General features: G+C 65.3%; 22 protein-coding genes. 19 read left to right on the plus strand and 3 right to left on the minus strand.

What is annotated here, in order from left to right:
* Nucleotides 1-432: 432 nt before the first annotated feature.
* The 3 genes from GQB03_RS19505 to GQB03_RS19515 all read right to left on the minus strand — a co-directional run bounded on the left by GQB03_RS19505 (nucleotide 433) and on the right by GQB03_RS19515 (nucleotide 3,553).
* Entirely contained in the window at nucleotides 433-1,584 is a 1,152-nt protein-coding gene (locus GQB03_RS19505) for a GGDEF domain-containing protein (RefSeq protein ID WP_159692914.1), read from the minus strand.
* Between the two features lie 189 nt (nucleotides 1,585-1,773).
* Nucleotides 1,774-2,532, minus strand: a complete 759-nt coding sequence (locus GQB03_RS19510; RefSeq protein WP_159692916.1) for an alpha/beta fold hydrolase — start codon at nucleotides 2,530-2,532, stop codon at nucleotides 1,774-1,776.
* Nucleotides 2,533-2,536: 4 nt separating this feature from the next.
* On the minus strand, nucleotides 2,537-3,553 hold the full coding sequence (locus tag GQB03_RS19515; RefSeq protein ID WP_200832318.1) for a M14 family zinc carboxypeptidase: 1,017 nt from the start codon (nucleotides 3,551-3,553) through the stop codon (nucleotides 2,537-2,539).
* 46 nt (nucleotides 3,554-3,599) lie between these two features.
* Between GQB03_RS19515 and GQB03_RS23335 the strand changes: the two genes are divergently transcribed.
* From GQB03_RS23335 to GQB03_RS19610, 19 genes are all read left to right on the plus strand, one after another.
* A complete protein-coding gene (locus tag GQB03_RS23335; RefSeq protein ID WP_235027144.1) occupies nucleotides 3,600-3,863 on the plus strand; it encodes a hypothetical protein in 264 nt (87 codons plus the stop codon).
* A gap of 145 nt (nucleotides 3,864-4,008) precedes the next feature.
* The gene (locus tag GQB03_RS19525) at nucleotides 4,009-4,503 is read left to right on the plus strand and encodes a cyclic nucleotide-binding domain-containing protein (RefSeq protein WP_159692920.1); all 495 of its coding nucleotides are present in this window, start codon (nucleotides 4,009-4,011) and stop codon (nucleotides 4,501-4,503) included.
* 218 nt (nucleotides 4,504-4,721) lie between these two features.
* Nucleotides 4,722-5,768 carry a sigma-54 interaction domain-containing protein gene (locus GQB03_RS19530; protein ID WP_200832319.1) on the plus strand — a complete coding sequence of 349 codons (1,047 nt, stop codon included), beginning with the start codon at nucleotides 4,722-4,724 and terminating at the stop codon, nucleotides 5,766-5,768.
* A gap of 73 nt (nucleotides 5,769-5,841) precedes the next feature.
* The gene (locus GQB03_RS19535) at nucleotides 5,842-6,936 is read left to right on the plus strand and encodes an alkene reductase (protein ID WP_159692922.1); all 1,095 of its coding nucleotides are present in this window, start codon (nucleotides 5,842-5,844) and stop codon (nucleotides 6,934-6,936) included.
* A gap of 192 nt (nucleotides 6,937-7,128) precedes the next feature.
* Complete coding sequence (locus GQB03_RS19540) at nucleotides 7,129-8,175, plus strand: SGNH/GDSL hydrolase family protein (RefSeq protein WP_159692924.1); 1,047 nt, start codon at nucleotides 7,129-7,131, stop codon at nucleotides 8,173-8,175.
* Between the two features lie 135 nt (nucleotides 8,176-8,310).
* Nucleotides 8,311-8,979 carry a response regulator gene (locus tag GQB03_RS19545; RefSeq protein WP_159692926.1) on the plus strand — a complete coding sequence of 223 codons (669 nt, stop codon included), beginning with the start codon at nucleotides 8,311-8,313 and terminating at the stop codon, nucleotides 8,977-8,979.
* Nucleotides 8,976-10,352, plus strand: coding sequence for a sensor histidine kinase (locus tag GQB03_RS19550; protein WP_159692928.1), 1,377 nt, complete (start codon nucleotides 8,976-8,978; stop codon nucleotides 10,350-10,352). The genes GQB03_RS19545 and GQB03_RS19550 overlap by 4 nt, the downstream gene beginning before the upstream one ends.
* A gap of 65 nt (nucleotides 10,353-10,417) precedes the next feature.
* Complete coding sequence (locus GQB03_RS19555) at nucleotides 10,418-10,999, plus strand: cytochrome b (RefSeq protein ID WP_159692930.1); 582 nt, start codon at nucleotides 10,418-10,420, stop codon at nucleotides 10,997-10,999.
* Nucleotides 11,000-11,039: 40 nt separating this feature from the next.
* The gene (locus GQB03_RS19560) at nucleotides 11,040-12,398 is read left to right on the plus strand and encodes a cytochrome C (protein WP_159692932.1); all 1,359 of its coding nucleotides are present in this window, start codon (nucleotides 11,040-11,042) and stop codon (nucleotides 12,396-12,398) included.
* A 20-nt stretch (nucleotides 12,399-12,418) separates the two neighbouring features.
* Entirely contained in the window at nucleotides 12,419-12,805 is a 387-nt protein-coding gene (locus GQB03_RS19565) for a c-type cytochrome (RefSeq protein WP_235027145.1), read from the plus strand.
* A 263-nt stretch (nucleotides 12,806-13,068) separates the two neighbouring features.
* Complete coding sequence (locus GQB03_RS19570) at nucleotides 13,069-13,761, plus strand: TetR/AcrR family transcriptional regulator (RefSeq protein WP_159692934.1); 693 nt, start codon at nucleotides 13,069-13,071, stop codon at nucleotides 13,759-13,761.
* A 69-nt stretch (nucleotides 13,762-13,830) separates the two neighbouring features.
* Complete coding sequence (locus GQB03_RS19575) at nucleotides 13,831-16,317, plus strand: acyl-CoA dehydrogenase (RefSeq protein WP_159692936.1); 2,487 nt, start codon at nucleotides 13,831-13,833, stop codon at nucleotides 16,315-16,317.
* 21 nt (nucleotides 16,318-16,338) lie between these two features.
* The gene (locus tag GQB03_RS19580) at nucleotides 16,339-17,646 is read left to right on the plus strand and encodes an acetyl-CoA C-acetyltransferase (protein WP_159692939.1); all 1,308 of its coding nucleotides are present in this window, start codon (nucleotides 16,339-16,341) and stop codon (nucleotides 17,644-17,646) included.
* Nucleotides 17,643-19,616 carry a 3-hydroxyacyl-CoA dehydrogenase NAD-binding domain-containing protein gene (locus GQB03_RS19585; RefSeq protein WP_159692941.1) on the plus strand — a complete coding sequence of 658 codons (1,974 nt, stop codon included), beginning with the start codon at nucleotides 17,643-17,645 and terminating at the stop codon, nucleotides 19,614-19,616. Before GQB03_RS19580 ends, GQB03_RS19585 begins: the two co-directional genes overlap by 4 nt.
* Before the next feature lie 20 nt (nucleotides 19,617-19,636).
* Nucleotides 19,637-20,035, plus strand: a complete 399-nt coding sequence (locus GQB03_RS19590) for an acyl-CoA thioesterase (RefSeq protein WP_159692943.1) — start codon at nucleotides 19,637-19,639, stop codon at nucleotides 20,033-20,035.
* 113 nt (nucleotides 20,036-20,148) lie between these two features.
* The gene (locus GQB03_RS19595; protein WP_159692944.1) at nucleotides 20,149-21,432 is read left to right on the plus strand and encodes an OmpP1/FadL family transporter; all 1,284 of its coding nucleotides are present in this window, start codon (nucleotides 20,149-20,151) and stop codon (nucleotides 21,430-21,432) included.
* Between the two features lie 63 nt (nucleotides 21,433-21,495).
* Complete coding sequence (locus GQB03_RS23510) at nucleotides 21,496-22,053, plus strand: TetR/AcrR family transcriptional regulator (RefSeq protein WP_159692946.1); 558 nt, start codon at nucleotides 21,496-21,498, stop codon at nucleotides 22,051-22,053.
* Between the two features lie 85 nt (nucleotides 22,054-22,138).
* Entirely contained in the window at nucleotides 22,139-23,767 is a 1,629-nt protein-coding gene (locus GQB03_RS19605; RefSeq protein ID WP_159692948.1) for a fatty acid--CoA ligase, read from the plus strand.
* A gap of 75 nt (nucleotides 23,768-23,842) precedes the next feature.
* Nucleotides 23,843-24,077 (plus strand): 3-hydroxyacyl-CoA dehydrogenase NAD-binding domain-containing protein (locus GQB03_RS19610; RefSeq protein ID WP_159692950.1); only part of this gene is annotated, 235 nt, incomplete at its 3' end.

Genomic DNA, 24,077 nt, shown 5'->3' on the forward strand with positions numbered 1-24,077 from the left:
GGCTCAAACAGCGACGCGACAATTCCCGCCGGGCGCGGCCTGCACTCGGCGGTGCGGAAGGGGAGGGATGTGCCGGCTCGGCTTCGCCATTACCGGTGTTCATCTGCGGCATTGCTGTGACGAGATTGCTGCGTGACAGGGCGTGTGTTCTCTGATTCGTCGCCCCGGCGAAGGCCGGGGTCCAGAGTCTCGCTCTTCGTTGTTCGGCTTGGTGTGCACCGTCGATTGATGGAGATCGGCCGGGGCGAGTCCCGGCCAATGAAAGCCAAACAAAGCGGAACACGCCGGATCGCTTGATGGGGTGAGGTGGGCAACGTGTTTCGCGCTGATTCGTCGCCTCGGCGCACGCTGGGGGCCGCGATTCTGTCTTTTGGTGTTTCGCCGGGGGCGTGCTGCCATTCTCCATCGGGCTGCTGCACGGCCCCGCATCGCTTATTGGTCGATCGCCACCGACTGGTTACGCCCCCGCCGCTTTGCTTCGTAAAGTGCCACGTCGGAGGCATGCAGCAGTTCGGCTGGCGATGTGACCGACTGGCTGCCCGATGAGGCGATCCCCATGCTTACCGTTACCATCGGCGCGACGGGTGAGCCTTCGTGTGGCAGGTTCAGACCGGAGATGCCGCGGCGCACCTGCTCGGCAACCGATTGTGCGCCGCTCGGTGTCGTTCCGGGCAGCAGGAAGGCGAACTCTTCTCCGCCCATTCGCGCCACGATGTCGCCGGGGCGCGAGAGGGCGTGCTGCATGGCCTGGGCGACCTTGATGAGGCACTTGTCGCCTGCCTGGTGGCCATAGCGGTCGTTGTATTTCTTGAAGTGGTCGATGTCGGCGGAGATGATTGCGAGCGGAAGGCCATCGCGTTCCGCTCTTCGCCACTCCTTTTGCAGTTGTTCCTCGAACAGCCGTCGGTTGGGGATGCCGGTCAGTGCGTCGCGCCTTATCAGTTCCTCGAGCACCTGGCTTTCCTCGATCGAAGAAGAGAGCCGTCGGCGCAGGCTTTCAGATTCGCGGAAGATCCGCCGGACCTGGGCGGACGAGGCGAGCATCGCCAGGCTGAAGACGCCCATGATCAGACCCATGGTGAGGTGGATGGTGTCGCCGACCATGACCATTCTCGTGATGCTTGCCAAAGCCACCGGAATCGCGAACAGCGGATAGGCGTGCCTGACCGCGGAGAGCAGCGGGATGGCACCGGCCACCATGCCGCCCAGCAGAAAGGCAAGCAAAACCTGGTGGGGAAAGGATTCGGGATGGAACAGCACGATGCCGGCGAGCCCCCATACCAGTCCGGCCCCGAATGCGCCGACCCTGAATGGCCCCTTCCAGCGGTTGGGTTCGAAGGCGCCGTCGCGGGGGGCGGCCCTGAATGTCCGCAGGGTGTGCAGGCGGGCGAGCGATACTGCCACGAGCAGGGCAAACCAGCCCAGCAGGACTACCGTCTCGATGGTGGCCCACAATACCGCGGTGAGGATCGCGCCGTTGAGGACGTTGGCCGCGAGGGCGATCGGAAGCTGACCGTAGCATTGCTCGATCTGGGCTCGGAGCAGGTTGCGCTCTTCGGTTCCGGGCGCGTCATCGCCTTTCATGTCTGCATCCCGCCTGCGCGTGGTGAATCCTCTCTATGCGCTTCCATCGCGGATGGTCCGGTGGACATTCGGGCACTTTATGCGATTTGCTGGCCCGGATGTTGGTTCCCCTCACCACTGACAACGGCAGCCGGGGCGAATGCTGTAGCCGAATTGTCGTGGGCGGGGCGGTCGCGTGGCTGCGGTGCGCTACCGGGAGGGGCCGGCCAGCCACTGCGTGACCTGCCCGGCGAGCCATGCGCCGTCGTCCAGGGGAATGTCGTGGCCGGCCCGCGGGTGAAACCGGATCTCGCAGCGCCACTTGTCGGCGAGCGCCTGCGAGCAGTCCGGATGTACCAGGGCGTCGTTTCGGCTTGCGAGGATCAGCAACTGCGCGGCGAGCGGTTCGGACGGGGCGCGATAGCGCATCGCTGCACAGAGTTGCCGCACGGCGTTCATGCGCGTAACCGGGTGCGCCGAGCGCAGTGCGGTCCAGGCTTGCAGCACACTCTCGTCGGCCGGGCGCATGCGGCTGGTCATACGCAGAATTGCGGCTTCCTTGTCGCGATCGTTCATGCCGGGCATCAGGAGCCCGAGCAGGTGTGGATAGTTGGCGGGTTGCAGGCGTCGGAAAAAAGGGCTGAAGGGGCGCAGGCTGGTGTTGATCAGCACGCAGCGGGCGATCTCCCGCGGGGCTGTCGATGCCCACGACACCGCAACCATCGCGCCGAGCGACATCGCGAGCAGATTGTAGGGCGGCGTGATGCCGCGCCGGGCAAGTGCTGCGCGGCAATGATCGGCCATTGCCGGCACCGCACAGGGGCTGGCAAGCCGGTTCAGGGTGCCGTTGCCCGGCAAGTCGAGCGCTTCGACCCGTGCCCCGGGGACGTTGCGACGGAAAATGTCGATGAAGTCGCCCCAGTGGCCGGTTTCGCGGGTGAGACCACGCAGCAGGATCCAGGTGCTCATCGGCCTACGGATACCATTTGGCCATTGCCCTGGCATGATGGTCCGCCCGCGCTTCGGCATCCGGAATCCAGAGGTGCTGGCTGCACGCGGCGCGGGACAGGAAGTCGAGGAGGGGCAGGTGCCTTCGCAGTACGCGTTGCTGGCGGTGGGCGATCTGGGGGTTGAAGATGCCGTGCCGCGAGAAGAGCTGCCGTGGGTTCTTCTTCACCCACAGCCATGAGCCCATCTCCAGCGTGAGCGGGAGAAAGATGCGCCCTTCCGCCTGGCAGGCGCGCAGGTGAAGGTAGTCCCAGATGTCACCGTGGGCGAGATATTGCAGGCTCTGCGGCTCGATGATGTAGGGGTGGCTGCCATGGGTCTGGCGCAGTACCTCGTCGAGAGCGTGGATCTCGGCGAGGTGGGGAAGCGGCGTGCGCGTGTGGGCATAGGGAAACCAGATGCGGTCCTTGAGCCCAAAGCCGGAGTGGCAATCGAGCGCGATGCTGAAGTTGCGCGACAGCAGTTCGGTTTTGACGGTCTCGCACAGCGCACGATTCTCGAGCTCCATGGCCTCGTCGCGCCGGCCACGGTACCACGGCAGGCGGGCGCTGATGCGCTGTCCGCCGAGCAGCGGCGGGACCGATGTCTGCGCTTCCAGCGGCGCGTTGCGCATGAGGTCGACCCCGTTCGGGTTGGCACGGGTGCCGAGCCACATGCCGCCGGGGTTGACCAGCGGCATGAACACCAGGCGAACCGATTCGAGCTGTCGATGGAGGATGCCGTCCCAGCGCAGGCGCATGATCAGGTGGCGCAGGTAGGCGATCACGACGTCGGCGCCAATCCGCTCCAGGCCGTGGACCCCACCGAAGAATCCGATCGCCGGCACGGCGGGGTCCGGATTGCCGAATGCGATCGAATAGAGCGGGAAGCGGCCGCCCGCACCGGCATCGATCTCGGCAAGCCGTCGTGTCTCGAGCCGGCTTCCGCCTGCTTCGATGAGCTCTTCGATCTGGGTGAGTTCGGGGATCGCGCTGTGCGTCACGATGCAATGCCGGGGAACGCGGTCTCGCAAGCATACCTTGGCCCGCATGTCGCGCGAGCAGTTGTCATGGCGTGGCAAGACGGGTCATGAAACTGCAACGAAACGGTCGCATTGGCTTGCTACGCTGCCACTGTTTGATGTTTTTGCCCGGCGCGACGAGACGTTCATGAGCAGCATCGCCAGAAGGATTATCCGCATTCCGTTGCTGACGCTGGCCGGCGTGATTGCGTCGGGTTGCCTGGAACTGCTGGCGCTGCAGCGTGCCCGTCGTGCTTCAGGCGCCCTGCGCGGCCGCCCGCGTCCCCGTTAGGCACTCATTCGCCCCTCCCGCGTTTCCGCTCTCGCTGACGGTTGCCTTCCGCCGCAAGCGGGTTCAAGCTTGCTCCGCGTGAACGCACGCGACGGATGCAAGGGCGGGATTTGTCCGCTCCGTTGCGGCAGAGGAGGGGGCAGCCATGGAAAGTCTGGATGGGCAGCAGATGTTGGCCGAACGCGGGCTTGATCATTTCAGGACCGCTTCGGTGTTCGGGGCTTTTTCCGACGAGGCGATCGGTTTTCTCCTCACCCATGGTCAGCTCTATGCGATGGCCGATGGCGAAGAGCTGTTTCGTCCGGGCGAGCCGGGCGATGGATTTTTCGTGGTCATCGAGGGGCAGCTCGACTACGTGCGCGAGCGCGAAGGCGCGCAGGTTGCGATCCGCACCATTGCCATGGGCGAGCAGCTCGGTTACGTGTCGATGATCGGCCTGTTCGAGCGTTTCGGCATCGGCAGGGCGCACGGCCGCACCATCGTGCTGGGCATCAAGTCCGATGTGTTCCACCAGTTCCACATCGAATTCCCTTTCGATTTCGGCATCCTGCTGCTCAATCTGTCCCGCGACATGGCTCGGACCATCCGCGAGATGGCGGTGCGTCTCACCGAGGCCCGGCTTCGTCAGCAGTCGGTCTGAGGTTGCGCTGCGGATGCGGCCCAGGCGCTTCGCGCAGTTTGCGTCAACGTCGGATATGTAACGCTCTTTGACGATTGCGGGGGGCTATCCCATAGTCAATGTGCGGTGCGGCGGGATGCGCAATCAGCCAGCAGGAGCGGAGAGGAGGCGTGTTTCGTCGCCATACCCGGGCCACGCCGCGAGCGGCCCGACAGGCAAATCGACTGAACGGAGCACGGATGTCTTTCCAGGCAGACAGCAGGGGCTGCGCCCCGCCCATGCAGGACGACACATCGACCGGGGATGGCCGGGCTACCGATCTGGTGAGCTTCGGGCTGCTTGGCAGTGCCCCGTCGTTTACGGCCGCCATGCATCAGGTGCGGCGGTTCGCGGCGACCTCGGCCCATGTGCTCATCAATGGCGAGACAGGTACCGGCAAGGAACTCGCGGCACGTGCAATCCATTACCTCGGTCCGCGCCGCTACAAGCCTTTCGTTCCGGTGAATTGCGGTGCGCTGCCCGACAATCTCATGGAGAACGAGCTGTTCGGTCACGCCAGGGGCGCGTTTACCGATGCACGCGACAGCCAGCCCGGGGTTGTCGGCGGGGCGCACGGCGGTACCCTGTTCCTCGACGAAATAGAGTGCCTCTCCCACAAGGGGCAGGTGGCCTTGCTCCGTTTCCTGCAGGATGGCAATTACCGCCCCCTAGGCTCGCGCTGTGATGTCCAGGCCGACGTGCGGGTGATCGCGGCCAGCAATCGCGATTTCGACGAGATGGTGCGCGACGGAAGCTTTCGTCAGGATCTGCTCTATCGACTGGCGATCATGTCCTTGAGCCTGCCGCCGTTGAGGGCGCGCAGCAGTGACATCCCCGCGCTGATCGCGCATTTCATCAAGCGTTTCGCCCGAGAATACGAGCGTCCGGCCCCGCGGACTGACGAGGCCTCGTTGACCGCTGCCATGAGATACGGCTGGCCCGGCAATATCCGCGAACTCGAGAACGCCGTGCATCGGCAGTTCCTGCTGGCCGAAAACGGCGTGTTGTATCTCGAGCTGCCGGGCACGGAGCGTCGTGGCACGATCGACGGCGAAAGCGGATTGGGCTCGCTTGACATGAAATCGGCCAAGGCGAAGGTCATCGCCGATTTCGAGCGTGATTATCTCGAGACCGTGATCGCGGCGGCCGGCGGCAACGTCTCGGCGGCGGCCCGTCAGGCCGGCAAGGAGCGTCGGGCGTTCGGCAAACTCCTCAAGAAATACGGCATCGATCGCGCGCGATTCTGAGTGGCACGCTGCAGTACGCATGACGTGGTGGCACAATCGACGGCCTCGATCACGCGATGTGAAGGTCCTACCCATGAGCCACAGACTCCTGACGCCGGCGCGCCTCGGCGCTTTCGAACTGCCGAACCGACTCGTCATGGCGCCACTCACCCGCTGCCGGGCCGACAATCCCGAGTTTGCGCCGACCCCGCTGATGGCACGCTATTACGCCCAGCGCGCCAGTGCAGGATTGATCGTGTCGGAGGCCACCATCGTCTCGCCACAGGGGCGCGGCTACCCCTATACGCCAGGCATCTGGTCCACGGCGCAGGTCGAAGGCTGGCGCCTCGTCACCGATGCGGTGCATGTCGCCGGCGGGCGCATCGTCTGCCAGTTGTGGCATTGCGGGCGGCTGTCGCTTCCCGACTTTCATGACGGCCAGCCGCCCGTCGCGCCTTCGGCGATCAATCCGGAATGGAATATGTTCTCGCCGACGGGCATGAAGCCGACCGTCACCCCGCGCGCCTTGAGCGTCGAAGAGATCGCCGGCGTCGTGGAGGATTTCCGTTCCGCGGCACGCAATGCCGTGGCGGCGGGTTTCGACGGCGTTGAGATCCACTCTTCCAACGGTTACCTGATACACCAGTTCATGGCGGCCTGCTCGAACCGGCGTGACGACCAGTATGGCGGCAGTGTCGAGAACCGCTCGCGTCTGCTCTTCGAGATCCTTGACGCGGTCGGCTGCGAGCTGACATTCGACCGGGTGGGGTTCAGGCTCAATCCGATGATGAACCGCTTCCATGGGCTGGTGGTCGAGCCCGACACGGTGCCGACCTTCGACTACGTCGTGCGTCGGGCCAATGACTACGGGCTTGCTTACCTGCATCTCACCGAGCCCTACCTGCCGAACCAGCTCGAAGGCGGCGTGGGGGTCATCGAAGAAGTCGCTCGGCATTTCCGGCCGCTCGCGACGATGCCGATCGTCTCCAATGGCGGTTTCGATCCGGCGCGGGCCGAGGCCTTCCTCTCCGAAGGTCTTTGCGATGCGGTGGCTTTCGGGCGCCTCTTCATCTCCAACCCCGACCTGCCGGAACGGGTGGCCCGCGGCGCTGCACTGGCGCCGTGGGACATGGAGCGCTTCTATCAGGGCGGTGAAGCCGGTTACATCGACTATCCTGCGCTGCCCTGAAGGTGTGCCCGAGGCGATTTCCGTCGGCTTCCGATGTCGGCGGGCCATACACTGGCGCGGCACCTGATCAACACGCCGGGCGCCGCTGCCGCCGTGGTCCGAGGCGGCAGGGTATGGGCATGTCGATTGCTTACCCGGCCAAGCCACGCCGACCGGCATGACCGAACAACAACGTGAGCTGATGGAGACACCATGAACCGATTTCTTGGCAGATGCGTTTGCGCGTTTTCAATGCTGGGCCTGGCAGCAGTCGCGGCACCTGCTGCGGCGGGTCCGTTCAGCAGCCTGTTCATCTTTGGCGACAGCCTGTCGGACACCGGCAATAACGCCGCAGTGTTCGACAGCATGGGCGCCGGTTCGGGGCTGCCGCCGGGCGCCCTGCGGACCGCGGTGCCGCTTGCCCTGCCGGACATCATTCCGACCTATCCGTACGCAACCGACCGTTATTCCAATGGGCCGGTGTGGGCAGACTATTTCGCGAGCCAGCTGGGCGTGAGTCTCGCGCCGTCGATGCTGGGCGGTAGCAACTTCGCGTTCGGTGGCGCGAAGACGGTGATGGGCGCGACCGCGACCTTCCCGCCCAGTCTGCAGGAGCAGGTCGGACTGTTTCTTGGCAGTGGCGCAGGAATCCCCAGCGATGCCCTGTACGTGATCGCCGGTGGCGGCAACGATGCGCGGGCGGTGCTGACCGGTGCCGATGCTGCGACCACGGTTGCCAATTATGTGACCGCCACGCTCGGCATGATCGGAGATCTCGTCGGCGCCGGCGCACGTGACATCCTGTTGTGGACCGTGCCCGACATCGGCCTCACGCCGGCGGTTCAGCTCGCTGGAGCAGGCGCAGCGGCGAGCGCACTGGTGGACTTGATGAACGGTTCGCTGCTCGCTGCCTTGAGCACCCTGAGCCTGCCCGACTATGTCGATATCGATGTGCTCGACGTGGCCGGATTCCTGCGCACGGTAGCGGCGAACCCAGCGGATTTCGGTCTCGTCGATACGTCTTCTGCCTGCGCACTCGATGCCGCCTGTATCGCGGACGCGGATACGACGCTGTTCTGGGACGGCATCCATCCGACCACGGCAGGCCATGCATTGCTGGCGCGGGCGGCGCTTGCCGCTGTCGGCGTGCCTGAACCGGCCACGTTGCTGCTCGTCGTCATCGCCCTCGGGGCGTTGCTCCGTGCAAGGGGAAGAGGACGCCAGGCGCTGTGCCTCGTGCCGTTTCGTTCCCGCACCTAGCCCAGAGGTATTTTCCATAGACGATGTGCGGCCCGTCCGCCGCCCTTGCATCCCGCATTGGACAGCGCGCTTCGACACGGGCCGCGGTCGTCGGGCGTAAGATCGACCGGTCCGTGAATATGCTTGCCGAGACCCATGCGCATCCTGCTCGTCGAAGATGATCCCACCCTTGCCGCGGGGATTCGGGAAGCACTCGAGCGCGAGGGCTGGTCGGCAGATCACGTCGGTGCTGCGGAGCCGGCGGTCGGCGCCGCCGCGCTTACCGCCTACGATCTCGCCATTGTCGACATCGGCCTGCCGGGCATGGATGGACTGAGCCTGGTGAGGCGCCTGCGCCGCGAAGGGCGGAGCCTGCCGATTCTGATCCTGACGGCGCGCGATGGTCTCGAGGACCGGGTGGACGGTCTCGACAGCGGGGGTGACGACTACCTCACCAAGCCCTTTCTGCTGCCGGAACTGCTCGCGCGTCTGCGTGCGCTCATCCGCCGCAGCCGTGCCAGCGCCAGCCCGATTCTCGTGGTCGGGCCGCTGGCGCTCGACCAGGTCGGCCATACCGCGAGCCTCGGCGGCGAGCCGCTCGAGCTGACCGGGCGGGAGTGGAGCGTGCTGGAGCAGCTCATGCTTGCCGCCCCGAGGGTTGCCAACAAATCGCGCCTCGCCGAGAGCCTCGGCCAGTGGGACCGCGAAATCACCGCCAACGCGGTCGAAATCTACATCTCGCGGCTGCGTGGCAAGCTGGGTGCGCGCATGGCGATCCGCACCGTGCGTGGCATCGGTTACAGGCTCGAAGAGACACCGCGATGATGGCGCGCGTGCTCGGGACCCTGCGCGGGCGCCTGACCCTGGTGCTGGCGCTGCCCCTGCTCGCGGTGCTGGCGGTGAGCGTGGTTGCCGACTACCGCACCGCACTCGCGCTGGCCAACGAATCGTATGACCATGCCCTGCTGGGTACTGCGCGGGCCCTGTCCTCGCGGCTCGAGGGCGACGAGGACGATGCCCCGCTGGAGCTCGACCTGCCGCCCGCCGCGGAGGCGATCCTGCGGGCCGATCCCCAGGACACGGTGCGCTACGCCGTGGTCCAGGCGGGCGGTCGCCTCATCGCGGGTGATCGCGTGCTGCTCGGCGTGGCGCTGAACCCGCCGCCCGGCATGCCGCAGTTCGCCGACCTCTCGATCGACGGGCGCGCGATGCGGGTCGTGGCGAGCACCTATGCGAACGCGCACATCCGGGCAACCGTACTGGTGGCCGAATCAACCTACAAGCGCGAGCGGGCGACCAAGCAGATCCTCGCCGCGGTGATCTGGCCCAACGTACTGCTCCTGAGCGTGACCCTGGTGGTGGTGTACTTCGGCGTACGCCTCGGTCTGCGCCCGCTCGATGCGCTCGGCCGGCAGATCGACGAGCGCGGCCTCGAGGATTTCGCCGCGGTCGGCGAGCAGGGTGTGCCGGGAGAGGCGCGGCCGCTGGTCGCGGCAATGAACCGCCTGATGGCGCGGCTCGAACTGGCCGGCCGCGCGCAGCAGGCCTTCCTGTCGAGTGCGGCCCATCAGCTGCGCACGCCGCTGGCGGGGATGCAGACACAGCTCGAGCTGGCGGCGGCCGACCTTCCGGCCGAGGCGCGTCCGCGCATCGAGCGCCTGCGCGAGTCGACCGGGCGCCTGATTCACTTCACCCGGCAGATGCTGGCACTCGCGCGCTCCTCTCCCGACGCGGTGGCGGCGGTTCGTTTCGAGGTGCTCGATCTTGCCGATCTGCTCGAAGAGTGTGCGTCCGACTTCCTCGATGCGGCGCTCGAACGTGGCGTCGAGCTTGCCTTCGAACCGGCGCCGGCGCGTATCGAGGGCGCGCCGTGGATGCTGCGCGAACTGCTCGGCAACCTGGTGGACAATGCGATCGTCCATGCGCCCGCGGGTGGTGCAGTAGCGGTGCGATGTGGCAGCGGCCCCGGTTCTGCCTGGCTGGAGGTCGAGGACGAGGGGTCGGGCATTCCCGCGGATTTGCGGGAGCGCGTCTTCGAGCGCTTCTATCGCGCCCCCGGCGCCCCTGCGGGCGGCAGCGGCCTGGGCCTCGCGATTGTCCGCGAGGTTGCCGCCCGTCACGGCGCGACGCTTGCCGTGGGCGAAGGCGCGGCGGGGCGTGGTACGCGCATCCGCGTGGCATTCCCGGTTCGGGGCTGAACTGTCAGGCTTCCGAAGGGAAGCATCCCTTAGCCTCCCGCTCCATACACCTATGGAGAGGGCTCATGGTCAAGCCGATTGCCGCCGATCTGTCGCGTGACGGGGATCCGCCGCGTCATCCCGGATTGTCGATTGCGCTGCACTGGATTTCCGCGCTCGCCATCGTCGCCGCCTTCGTGCTGGTGCTCGGGCGCGAGCTGTTCGACGAGAAGGCGGTCCGCGCGATGCTGCTTACCGGGCACCGCAGCGCCGGATTGCTGGTGCTCGTGATCACGGCGGCGCGCCTCGTCACGCGACATCGTCGCGAGGTGACGCAGGCAACCGAATCCGGTTTCGAGCGACTCGTCGCGGGTGCGGTGCATACCGTGTTGTACCTGATGATGATCGCGCTGCCGCTGCTCGGCTGGGCGCTCTCCAGCGCCCGCGGCCACGTGGTCTCGCTGTTCGGCATGATTGATCTGCCGGCGCTGGTGGCGCGCAACGTCGACCTTGCCGATCAGCTCGGCGACATTCACGAAACCCTCGCGTGGACGTTGCTCGGTTTTGCCTGTGTCCACGCCGCCGCGGCGCTGTGGCATCACTTCGTCCGCGGTGACGCGATCCTGCGTGCCATGTCGCCATTTCGGGTGCGCATCAGGCGCGCCTGATTCGCCCGCCTGTTTCTTCAAAGCTCAGAGAGGTCTCAAGATGTTGTCTCGACTCGACAGGATGCCGCTGGTGCGCGCACCGTTGCTTGCCCTTGTGCTGTTTGCCGGCCTCATGCCGGCAGCCCATGCCCTGCCGGCCTTCGCCAGGCAGACCGGTCAGGAGTGCGCGGCATGCCACGTGGGGGCCTATGGTCCGCAACTTACCCCGTACGGCGTTGCCTTCAAGATCGGGGGCTATACCGACAGCAACGGCCAGGCCGGTCATGTGCCGCTGTCGGCGATGCTGCTCGGCGGCTTCACCCACACCGGAGCGGACCAGCAGGATCCGCCCACCGCGCACACGCATCGCAACGACAATTTTACGGTCGACGAGGTTTCCGCCTTCCTGGCAGGCAAGCTGACCGAGCAGCTCGGCGCCTTCATCCAGGCCACCTACGATGGTGTCGAGCAGCGCACTGCGCTCGATCATGCCGATGTTCGCTTCGCCCACGCCATGCAGCTGGCGGGCAAGGATACGGTGCTCGGCATCTCGGTCAACAACAACCCCGGCGTCCAGGACCCGTTCAACACCATGCCGGTGTGGGGCTTTCCCTACACCGGTCCGGCGGTCGGCTTCGGTGGAGGCGATGCGGCCACGCTGATCAATGGCGGGCTCGAGCACCGCGTGCTGGGGGCCTCGGCCTACGCCTTCTGGAACAACTCCCTGTACGGCGAGCTGGGCACCTACCGGGCGCTCTCGCCGTCGGTGCAGAGCATTACCGGCCAGGGGCGTGGCGATGACATGGGGCGTCTCGGTGGCGACACTGCCTACTGGCGACTCGCCTGGATGCAGGACGCCCGCAAGCAGGCCTTCCAGGCCGGCGTCTTCGGGCTGCGCACCAGCATCCAGCCGGACCGCCTGTCGAGTGGGCCGCGCGATCACTATGACGATCTCGGGGTAGACGCCTCGTACCAGTTCCTCGGTACCCGCAAGCATGTCGCCACCGTCGCGACCAGCTACATCCGGGAGCGCCAGACCAGCGATGCGTTGTTCGCCAGCGGCGATGCCGCCTCGCGCAAGGTCAGCCTCAACGAGTTCCGCCTGAATGCCTCCTACTACTACGACCAGACCTGGGGCCTCAGCGCCGGTCGCTTCCTGACGGTCGGCAAGCGCGATCCGCTGCGCTACGCCGATGGGTTTGCCAATGGCTCACCCAATACCTCGGGCTACGTGTTGCAGGCGGACTGGACGCCCTGGGGCAAGGAAGATTCATGGGGCGCGCCGTGGGCCAACCTCCGCCTGGGCGTGCAATACACCATGTTCGACCGCTTCAATGGCGCAAAGCACAACTATGACGGCAACGGCAGGGATGCGAGCGACAACAACACCCTGTTCCTGTTCGCCTGGACCAGCTTCTGAGGTACGCCATGGACAATCCGATGAATTCCGCAGCCCAGTTGCTGTTGATGCTCACATTTTCCGTCGGGCTGGGCGGGCACAGCCTGCCGGCCAAGGCTGCCGGTGACGTGGCTCGCGGCGCCGACGTATTCGCCCAGGAGTGCGCCGAGTGCCACAGCCCGCGGGAAGGGAAGAACAAGAAGGGGCCGTCGTCGTTCGGTGTGGTCGGCCGCAAGGCCGCGTCGCTGCCCGATTTCGTCTACTCCGACGCCATGAAGCAGAGCGGCATCGTCTGGAACGCCCAGAAGCTCGACGCCTATATCACCAGCCCGCGCGCTGTCGTGCCTGGCGGAAAGATGAAATACGACGGGCTGGACAATGCCCAGGAGCGCACGGACCTGATTGCCTACCTGTCGAGCCTGCGATGAACACTGGCCAGTGACCGCCGTCTGAGCGGTCGTGAAGCCTCCCGGGCGGTGTCTATTGGGCACCGCCCTTTTGCCGTCGGGCCTATGCCTTTGTATTTGTCGGCCATGCGGCGGTGCAGCTTGCTTTTCTAGAGGGTCGCCTCTAAAAAACAGGTTGACGCGGCGCGGGTGGAACGTATGATTCAAACGATCGTTTGAATAAAGTTTCTGTGCGAGATATGCAAAGCGTCGAAATCCCACAACAACAAGCCGGAGTGATCATCATGAGAGAGAGTCACGCCAAGCAGGGGCCGGAGACACGCAGTCGCATTCTCGATGCCGCAGAGAGATTGTTCATGGAGCATGGCTTCGACGGAACGTCGATGCGCATGATCACCGGAAGCGCCAACGTCAATCTCGCGGCCGTCAATTACCACTTCGGAAGCAAGGATGCGCTGATTCAGGAGGTGTTCACCCGTCGTCTGACCGCGATGAACAAGGAGCGCCTCGCCGCGCTCGATGCCTTGCTCGAGGCGTCCGGCGGGGAGCCGCTGAAGCCGAGCCGCATCGTCGAAGCGTTTTTCGGGACCTCGCTGGAGATGGCGGCAGACAACGACAATGGCGGCTACATCTTCATGCGTCTGCTCGGCCGTACCTACACCGAGCCGAACAGCTTCGTACGGCAGTTCATTGCCGAGGAATATTCCGAATGTACCGGCCGCTTCCTCGCCGAGCTGTACCGTTCCCTGCCCGGCGTACCGCGCGACGAGATTCTTTGGCGCTTCCATTTCATGATGGGGGCAACCTCGTACGCCATTGCCGGTACCGATGCGTTGCAGCTCTTCGCCGGCAAGTTCGACGACAGTGATCCGGCCAGGCTGGTACCGCGTCTGATGAGTTTTCTGCTCGGCGGACTGCGTGGCCCCTTGCCCGAATTCCAGGAAGAGCTGCCGGTCGAGCACCGGAACGCGGCTTGAACGATCCGCGCAATCAAGCGCTGACCGCCGGCGTCGAGACCGGAGGCAGGCAGTGAAGGAGACAGGTACATGATCTGGGTTTTGCTATCCCTCCCTCCCTTGGCAGGAGCGCTCGCCTACCGGCGAGCGCCACTTTTTGCCTGGTGTGCGGCGGGGTTCGCATGGTTCGCCGCCTTGGGTTACGCGGCCGGCTGGCATGCCGGCGTGGTGGTCCTGGTGCTGGCGGCCTACGCCGCAGTCATGACTGTTTTCCTGCGCGTCTCGCTGCGTCGCGCATTCGTCACTGCCCCGATTCTCAAGGCCTTTCGAAAAGCGTTGCCTTCGATGTCACAGACCGAGAAGGATGCCCTCGAGGCCGGTACCGTGTGGTGGGAAGGCGAACTCTTTTCGGGCGATCCCGACTGGAAGCGGATGCTTGGCTACGCCTGGCCGAAGCTCACGCCCGAGGAGCAGTCCTTCCTCGACGTGGAGACCGCCGAGTTGTGCCGCCTGACCAAGGACTGGGAGAGTACGCAGAAGCAGGACCTGCCCGAGCACGTCTGGAAATACATCAAGGAAAAGGGCTTCCTCGGCATGATCATCCCGAAGGCGTTCGGTGGGAAGGGCTTCTCGGCCTACGCGCACTCGCAGGTCGTGACCAAGTTGTCGACCCGCTCCTCGGCGCCCGCGGTGACGGTGATGGTGCCCAACTCGCTCGGCCCGGCGGAACTGTTGCTGCATTACGGCACCCCCGAGCAGAAGCAGCACTACCTGCCGCGCCTGGCGGGAGGCCAGGAAATCCCGGCCTTCGCACTGACCAGTCCATGGGCTGGCTCGGATGCGGCCTCGATTCCCGATGCGGGTGTGATCGAGAAGGGCGTCTGGCAGGGCAGGGAAGTGCTCGGCATGCGGGTCTCCTTCGACAAGCGCTACATCACCCTGGCGCCGGTGTGCACCGTGTTCGGCCTGGCTTTCCGGCTCTACGACCCCGATCACCTGCTGGGGGAAGTCGAGGATCTCGGCATCACTTGTGCTTTGGTGCCGTGGAATCACCCCGGCGTGAATATCGGCCGGCGTCATTTCCCGCTGAATGCGGTGTGGATGAACGGCCCGATTCGCGGCAAGGACGTTTTCATGCCGCTCGAATTCATCATTGGCGGACCGAAGATGGCCGGCCAGGGCTGGCGCATGCTCATGGAATGCCTTGCCGCCGGGCGCTCGATATCGCTGCCGGGCTCGAATACCGGTATGCAGAAGATGACCGCCCGTGCGGTCGGTGCCTACGCCCGGGTGCGCTACCAGTTCAAGACCGCCATCGGCCGTTTCGAGGGTGTGGAAGAAGCGCTGACCCGGATTGGCGCCAACACCTACCTGTGCGAGGCGGCACGAGTGTTTACCGCCGGCGCGCTGGATCTCGGCGAGAAGCCCTCGGTGGTCTCGGCGATCGTCAAGTACCACGTGACCGAGCGGGCCCGCCAGACGGTCAATGACGGCATGGACGTGATCGGCGGCAAGGGCATCTGCCTCGGCCCGCAGAACTTCCTCGGGCGTGCCTATCAGCAGATTCCGGTGGGTATCACCGTCGAGGGCGCCAACATCCTGACCCGCAGCCTGATTCTCTTCGGTCAGGGTGCGATACGCTGTCATCCCTACGTACTCGAGGAAATGCACTCGGCGCAGGACAACGACCTCGACCGCTTCGATGCCGCTTTCTGGGGGCACATCGGCTATACCGTGAGCAATGCCGGCCGGGCGCTGGTGATGGGGCTGACCGGATCGCACTTCGTGAAGGTGCCCGATTCGGTGGCGCCGGAAACGAAGCGCTACTACCAGCAGCTCACCCGCTTCTCCGCCGGCTTCGCCTTTCTCGCCGACATCTCGATGGGCTCGATGGGCGGTGCGCTCAAGCGCAAGGAGAAGCTCTCCGCGCGGCTCGGCGACATCCTCTCGCTGATGTACCTGGCCAGCGCAACGCTCAAGCGCTACGAGGAGGAAGGGCGGCAGGAGGCCGATGCGCCGCTCATGCACTGGGCGATCTGGGATTGCATGTTCAGGATCCAGAGCGCCTTCGAGGGCACCATCGCGAATTTCCCGAACCGCATCTTCGCCACCATTCTGCGCCGCATCGTGATCTTCCCGCTCGGGCGCCCCTACGTGGTGCCGTCCGACAGGCTCGGGCATGAAGTGGCCAGCCTGCTGATCTCGCCCTCGCCGACCCGTGACCGCCTCACCGCGGACGTCTTCCTGCCGACCGATCTCGAGGAGCCGGTCGCGGCGCTGGAAGCGGCCCTCGCTGCCACGATCGAGTGTGAGCCGATCGAGGCCAGGATCCGCAAGGCGCTCAAGGGCGGACAGTTCAAGCCCGGCCTGCTGGTCGGCGGTGGCGTCGATGCGCTGCATGTACGGGCGCTTGAGGCCGGCGTGATCACCGATACGGAATTCGCCACCCTCAGGCGCAAGGGTGAACTGCGCGACAAGGTCATCCGCGTGGATGATTTCGAGTACGACTTCGGCCTGCGTGCCGCGCTCGACGACGTCGGTCCCGAAGACCAGCAACTGCGCCGCGAAGCGGCCTGACACGGCAGACCCTTCCCGAACATGAGCAGGATCTATATCGTCGACGGCGCGCGCACGCCTTTTCTCAAGGCCAGAAATGCGCCGGGCCCCTTTGCTGCATCCGATCTCGCCACCGCTGCGGGTAGCGCACTGTTGGCCCGCCAGCCCTTTTCCGCGGATCAGCTCGACGAGGTCATCCTCGGCTGCGCCAGTCCCTCGCCGGACGAGGTGAACATCGGTCGCGTGGTGGCACTGCGAATGGGCTGCGGCCTCAAGGTGCCGGGCTGGACGGTGATGCGAAACTGCGCCAGCGGCATGCAGGCGCTGGATTCGGCGATTGCCAACATCCGCTCGGGGCGCTCGAACCTGGTGCTGGCCGGTGGTGTCGATGCCTTGTCGCGCGCACCGCTGCTGCTCTCCGACGCGATGGTGCGCTGGCTCTCCGGTTGGTACGCAAGCAGGACAATCGGCCAGAAGGCGGTCGCCCTGAGTCGCTTCAAGCTCCGCTACCTGGCGCCGGTGATCGGCATCATGAAGGGCCTCACCGACCCGGTCGTCGGCCAGCTCATGGGGCAGACGGCGGAGAACCTGGCGTGGAAGTTCGGCATCAGCCGCGAAGAGATGGATGCCTTTGCGGTGCGCAGCCACCAGCGGGTCGTTGCAGCGCAGGATGCCGGCCGTTTCGACGCCGAGATCGTGCCGCTGATCGATCGTGACGGCACGGTCTACAGGGAGGACGATGGCGTGCGGCGCGATTCGTCGATGGAGAATCTCGCGCGGCTCAAACCTTTCTTCGACAAGAAGTACGGCAAGGTCACCGCGGGCAACAGTTCGCAGATCACCGATGGCGCCGCGTGGCTGATCCTCGCCTCCGAGGCGGCGCTCGAGCGGCATGGTCTCGAGCCGCTGGGGTGCATCGTGGACAGCGAGTGGGCCGGCCTCGATCCGGCGCAGATGGGGCTGGGCCCGGTGCATGCGGCCACGCCGATCCTGCAGCGCCACGGTCTCGGCCTCAACGATCTCGATGCCTGGGAGATCAACGAGGCCTTCGCGGCTCAGGTCATCGCCTGCCTGCGTGCCTGGCAGGACGAGGACTATTGCCGCACCGAACTGGGGCTCGACGGCGCGCTCGGCGCGCTCGACGAGGCGCGCATGAACATCGATGGCGGCGCGGTTGCACAGGGGCATCCGGTGGGGGCCTCGGGTGCGCGTATCGTCCTGCATCTGCTCAATGTGCTGCGCCGCGAGAACGGGACACGCGGTATCGCCAGCATCTGCATCGGCGGCGGACAGGGTGGTGCGATGCTGATCGAACGGATGCCGCGGATGGTAGCGGGAGTGGCGGCATGAGCACGAGTTATCGGCACTGGCGTATCGAACGCGAGGCCGAAGGTCTTGTATGGCTGTGGTTCGACAAGGCGGATGCCGGCACCAATACCCTGTCGGCCGAGGCCCTCGGGGAGTTCGACCGTGTCCTCACGGCGCTGGAGCAGGCGCCGCCGGCCGGATTGATCATTGCCTCGGCGAAGACCGCCGGCTTCGTCGCCGGCGCCGACGTCAGGGAGTTCAGCGAACTCGATTCGGCCGCCGGCGCGCGGGCCTTGATCGAGCGCGGCTGGCACATTTTCAATCGTCTGGCCGGCGTGTCCTACCCGACGCTGGCGCTGATCCGCGGTCACTGCCTCGGCGGCGGCCTCGAGCTTGCGCTGGCCTGCCGCTATCGCGTCGTGGTCGACGAGCCCGTGACAAAGCTCGCCCTGCCGGAGGTGATGCTCGGCATCGTGCCGGGTTGGGGGGGCATGAAGCGTCTGCCCGCGACCATCGGCCCGGCGGCGGCCCTCGATCTGATGCTGACCGGCAAGAGCGTGGATGCGAAGAAGGCCAGACGTCTCGGCCTCGCCGACGAGTGCGTGCCGCCACGGGTCATGGACAAGGCCGCGCGCACGCTGGTGCTGTCGGGTCGCCCCCGGCGGGCGCTGCCATTCATGCACCGGCTCATGAACGGGCCGCTCAAGGGGCTCGTGGCGAAGAAGGCGAGGGCCCAGGTCGCCGCCAGGGCGCGGTCCGAGCACTACCCTGCGCCCTACGCGATCATCGATACCTGGCTGGAGCACGACGGCAACGCGCTCGCCGCCGAAAGGCAAATGGCGACGATCTTCGGCTCGCCGACTGCGAAGAACCTTGTCCGTGTGTTCTTCCTGCAGGAGCGCCTCAAGGGCTTTGGCAAGGATTGCGACTTTGCGGCGCGGCGAGTTCATGTGATTGGTGCCGGCGTGATGGGGGGCGACATCGCCGCGTGGTGCGCGCTGCGCGGCATGACGGTGACCCTGCAGGATCAGTCGGTGGAGCGCATCGCGCCGGCGATTGCCCGCGCGGCGAAGCTCTTCGACCGGAAGTTCCGCAACGACAGGCGCCAGGCGCGCTTTGCGCTGGATCGGCTCATCCCCGATCCGCAGGGGCACGGTGCGAGCCGGGCCGACGTGATCATCGAGGCGATCTTCGAAGACCTCGAGGCGAAGCGCGCGCTGTTTGCGGATCTCGAGCGCCGTGCGCGACCGCACGCGGTGCTCGCGTCCAACACCTCCAGCCTGCGGCTCGAGGACATCGCCGTCGCGCTGCAGGACCCGGCCCGTCTCGTCGGCATTCATTTCTTCAATCCGGTGGCGATGCTGCCGCTCGTCGAGGTGGTCAGCGGGGCTCGGTCGGATGCCCTGATGGTGCGCAAGGCGATGGCCTTCGTGCGCGGCATCGACAAGCTCCCGCTGCCGGTCAGGAGCGCGCCCGGCTTCCTCGTCAATGCGGTGCTCGGCCCCTACATGCTCGCAGCCTTGCGCTGCGTGGACGAGGGTATTGCAGCGGAGACCATCGATGCGGCGCTGGAGGCCTTCGGCATGCCGATCGGTCCGGTGGAACTGGTCGATACGGTCGGTCTGGATATCGCGATGGCGGCTGGCAAGGCGTTGACAGGCGGGGCTGCCGACCAGCCGCCACGCCGCCTCGCCGAGCTGCACGGTTCCGGAAGGCTCGGTCGCAAGAGCGGCGAGGGTTTCTATCGCTGGATCGACGGCAAGGCGCAAAAATCTACACAGGGCGAGATTCCCGCTGGCCTGGCCGAACGTATCATCGAGCCATTGCTGGAGGCAACGCGCCGCTGCGTCGAAGAAGGCGTGGTTGACGATGGCGATCTGGCCGATGCTGGTGTAATTTTCGGTACCGGCTTTGCCCCTTTCACGGGCGGGCCGATGAATTATCTGCGCATGCGTGGTGCCGACGGCGAAATTCCCGCCATCGACGGCGCCCGGATCGCGCCCAATCATTGACTACGCCGGGAGCGATATGAATGAGTGATTTTGTTAGCCGCCTGCCGGACGACAAGGAACTGGTGTTGCGGGTGATGCCGATGCCGGCCGATACCAACCCCGCGGGAGACGTGTTCGGTGGCTGGATCATGGCCCAGGTGGATATCGCCGGCGCAATCCCCGCATGGAGGCGGGCGCGTGGCCGCGTCGCCACCATCGCGGTGAATTCCTTCATTTTCAAGCAACCGGTGTCGACCGGTGATCTGGTGAGCTTCTTTGCGACCATCGTTCACGAGGGGCGGACCTCGGTCACGGTGGATGTAGAGGTATACGCGGAGCGCCATCCCGAGGATCCGCTTACGGTCAAGGTGACCGAAGCGCAGCTGACCTATGTGGCGGTGGATCAGAACGGACGGAAGCGCCCGCTCGATGCACCATGAATGCCCCGAGTGACCGGCCCCTTTGCGCCGGACACTCAGCGCTTCCCCGCACGGGATGATTAACAAGTAAACCGTGGCACGACTGGCGTGTCGCAAACGAGGAGACGAAGCACATGAAAACAAGACTGATCGCACAACTGGTCACCGTCGCGCTTGCAGCCCTTGGCTCGGGCTCCGCCTCGGCCGCGGGGTTCCAGTTGCTTGAGCAGAACGCCAGCGGGATAGGTAACGCCTATGCGGGCTCTGCCGCGGTTGCCGAGAACGCCAGCACCATCTATTTCAACCCGGCCGGCATGACGCAGCTGCAGGACCGCGAGTATTCGATCGGGATCGATTTCGTCCGGCCCACCTTCAAGTTCAAGGACCGGGGCTCCATCAGTGGCCCATTGACCGGCAACGGAGACGATGCAGGCAGCTGGGCGATCATTCCGAACGGCTATCTGTCCTGGGCGCTCAGCAAGGATCTCTATGTCGGTGTCGGGCTGGGTGCGCCGTTCGGGCTGGTCACAGAGTATGACGATCCGTGGATCGGTGCCGCCCAGGCGATCAAGTTCGACATCACCACCTACAACATCAACCCGTCGATCGCCTATCGGATCAATGACAAGGTATCGGTCGGTTTCGGCGTGAACTGGCAGCGCATGGATGCCGAGTACGTTCGTGCCGCAGCCATCGTCAATCCGGCGCTTGCGGCGACCCGGGCCACCCTGGACGTGTCGAACGACGCTTGGGGCTGGAACGTGGGAGCCTTGTTCACGCTTTCGCCGAGCATGCGGATCGGTGTTTCCTACCGTTCCGCGATCAAGCACGAACTCGATGGTGATCTGAAAATTTCGGGCCCCGCAAAGGACGGGGATCCCATTGGAGGCACCCTGTCCAACGGGGCGGCAAGCGTTGATGTCGAGTTGCCCGACGTATTCGTGCTCAGCGTCGTTCAGCAACTCGACCGCAGATGGGAGATGCTCGGAGACATCTCCTGGACCGGCTGGAGCAAGATCGATCAGCTCGACATCGTTCGTCGGTCTGGCCCGAGCATTAACCAAACGGTCCAGACGCTCGACGCCGACTTCCGCGACACTTGGCGTATCGCGCTGGGCGCAAACTATCAGCTCAACGATGCATGGAAGCTGAAGTTCGGCATCGCCTATGACCAGACGCCGGTCAAGGGGCCCGCGACCCGTCTGGTCTCGCTGCCGGACAGTAACCGCACCTGGTTTACCTTTGGGGGCCAGTGGAAGGCCGACAAGGCGTCGACCCTCGATCTGGGTGTGGCCTACCTGAACGTGTCCGAGTCGAAGATCAACAACAATCAGGTGAGGGAGCTCCGCGGCACCGTCACGGGCGTCTATGACGCCCGTGTCTGGATCCTCGGTGCGCAGTACTCGCGCGCATTCTGAGTCGTAACGATCCAACCCGGCGCGTGCAGTGTGCCCGCGTCGGGTGCAGGCCGAGTGCTTTCGATGAGTGAACCCGATCCGCCGCGGCCCGACGCGCGGACCCGCATTCTCGATGCGGCCGAGCGCCTGAGTGCCGAAGCCGGTAATGCGGCAACATCGATTCGCCGCATTACCGGCGAGGCGAAAGTGCCGGTAGCGCTGGTGAGTCATCACTTCGGTTCCAAACGGGGATTGATGGAGGCGGTCCATCAGCGGGCACTGAGTAGCGGCGGGATGAGCCGGGAACGCTACCTCGACCGTCTCGCGCGGGCTGCAGATGGCCGGCCGGTCGCGGTGGCGATGCGCGTCGAGGCCTTCGTTTCGTCGGCACCGCGCTTGCGCGGGGCGGATTCGATTCCCGGTGCGGATTTCAAGCACCTCATCGGTCGGACCTTCTACGACCCGGGACCAGGCGCCGAGCCGTTCTTTCCGGCCGAATACGCCGATGCGGTCGAACGATGCAAGCGTTTCCGTGCCCCGGGTGGAATGGGGCGCAACAGGGCGAAGGCGCAACCTCGGGGCGGGTGGCGGGCTGATCGACTATGCTTTTGCGGCTGGCGCCGTGCCTGCGCCAAGGTTTGAACGATCGTTCAATTCGCTGCGCCGGAAATCGGCGGGAGGCTTTCGCCGGTCGCGATCAAAAGAAGATTCGAAGGTGGAGACCGTCATGATTGAAAGCAACATCGTCGTCACGCCATCGGCGTATGACTATCCGCTTCTGATCAAGCAGCTGCTGCATACGCCGATGGCAACGGCCGGGGAGCAGGAGATCGTCTATTCAGACCGGCAGCGCATGCGCTATGCCGACCTCTTCGAGAGGATAGGGCGGCTTGCAAACCTGCTCGGCCGCCTCGGCGTGGCACGTGGCGATACCGTGGCGATGATGGACTGGGACAGTCACCGCTATCTCGAGAGCTTCTTCGCGGTGCCGATGTACGGTGCGGTGCTGCAGACCGTGAATATCCGTCTCTCGCCCGAGCAGATTGCCTACACGCTCAACGATGCCGGTGCCAGCGTGGTCCTGGTGAACGCCGAGTTCCTGCCCCTGCTCATGCAGATCCGCGGTGAGCTGCGTACGGTCAGGCTGTTCGTGCTGATCGCCGACGATCCGGTCGAACTGCCCGGCGACTTCGAGGGCGAATACGAAGCCCTGCTTAAAGCCTGCCCGGCACAATTCGACTTTCCCGATCTCGACGAGAACACCCGTGCCACAACGTTCTACACCACCGGCACGACGGGCAATCCGAAAGGGGTCTATTTCAGCCATCGCCAGCTGGTGCTGCATACCCTCGCGGTAAGTTCGGCGCTGGCCACGGCACCGAGCCAGGGGCGCTTCCATCGCGGCGACGTCTATATGCCGATGACGCCGATGTTCCATGTCCATGCCTGGGGCATCCCCTATGTCGCGACGATGATGGGCGTCAAACAGGTCTATCCGGGCCGCTACCTGCCGGATCATCTGCTCAAGCTCAAGGTCACCGAGCGGGTGACCTTCTCGCACTGCGTGCCGACCATCCTGATGATGCTGCTCGATGCGCCGAACGCGGCGAAGACGGACCTCGGTGGCTGGAAGATGGTCATCGGTGGGGCGGCGCTGCCGGCCAGTCTTGCACAGCGCGCGCTGGATCGCGGCATCGATGTGTTCACCGGCTATGGAATGTCCGAGACATGCCCGATCCTTACCCTTGCGCAGGTTCCGCCGGAGGCCCCCGCGGATCAGACCAACCTCGACATTCGGCTGAAGACCGGCCGGCCGGTGCCGCTGGTCGACCTGAAAACGGTCGATGTCCGGATGCAGCCACTTGCCCGAGATGGGCGAGCGGTCGGCGAGGTGGTAGTGCGCGCGCCGTGGCTGACCCAAGGTTATCTGCACAAACCCGAGGCCTCGGAGCAACTCTGGGCGGGTGGCTACCTGCATACCCAGGACATCGGCACCATCGATCCCGCCGGTTTCCTGCAGGTGACCGACCGTATCAAGGACGTGATCAAGACGGGCGGGGAGTGGGTCTCGTCGCTCGAGCTGGAAGACATCATTGGCCGCTGTCCCGGCGTCGCCGAGGTCGCCGTGATCGGTGTTCCCGATGCCAGATGGGGGGAACGGCCCGCGGCCCTGGTGGTCGTCAAGGCGGGTGCCACGGCGGATGAAGCAAGCGTTCGCGCCGAGGTCGAAAAAGCGGTGGAGGCCGGCCAGATTTCGCGCTATGCCATGCCCGAACGGGTGCGCTTCGTCGATGCGCTGGATCGCACCAGCGTCGGCAAGATCAACAAGCGTGCGCTGCGCGAGCGTTTTGCCTGAACAGGCCCCGAGCGGTCGATGCGCGAGTGGGGGATGTCCCCGCCCGCGAAGAAACAACGACAAAGGAGATTTTTCGTGAGCAAACTGAGGATTCGCAAGGTAGCGGTACTGGGAGCTGGGGTGATGGGTGCGCAGATTGCGGCGCACTGCGCCAATGCGGACGTACCGGTGCTGCTGTTCGATCTGGCGGCGAAGGAAGGGGCGGCCAATGGCATCGTCGACAAGGCGCTGGCGGGCCTGCGCAAGCTCGACCCGGCGCCGCTGGCGAGCCGCGACCGGGTGCGCTTCATCGAGGCGGCCAACTACGGCT

This window comes from Cognatazoarcus halotolerans (genome assembly GCF_009800965.1).
Taxonomy (GTDB): Bacteria; Pseudomonadota; Gammaproteobacteria; order Burkholderiales; family Rhodocyclaceae; genus Cognatazoarcus; species Cognatazoarcus halotolerans.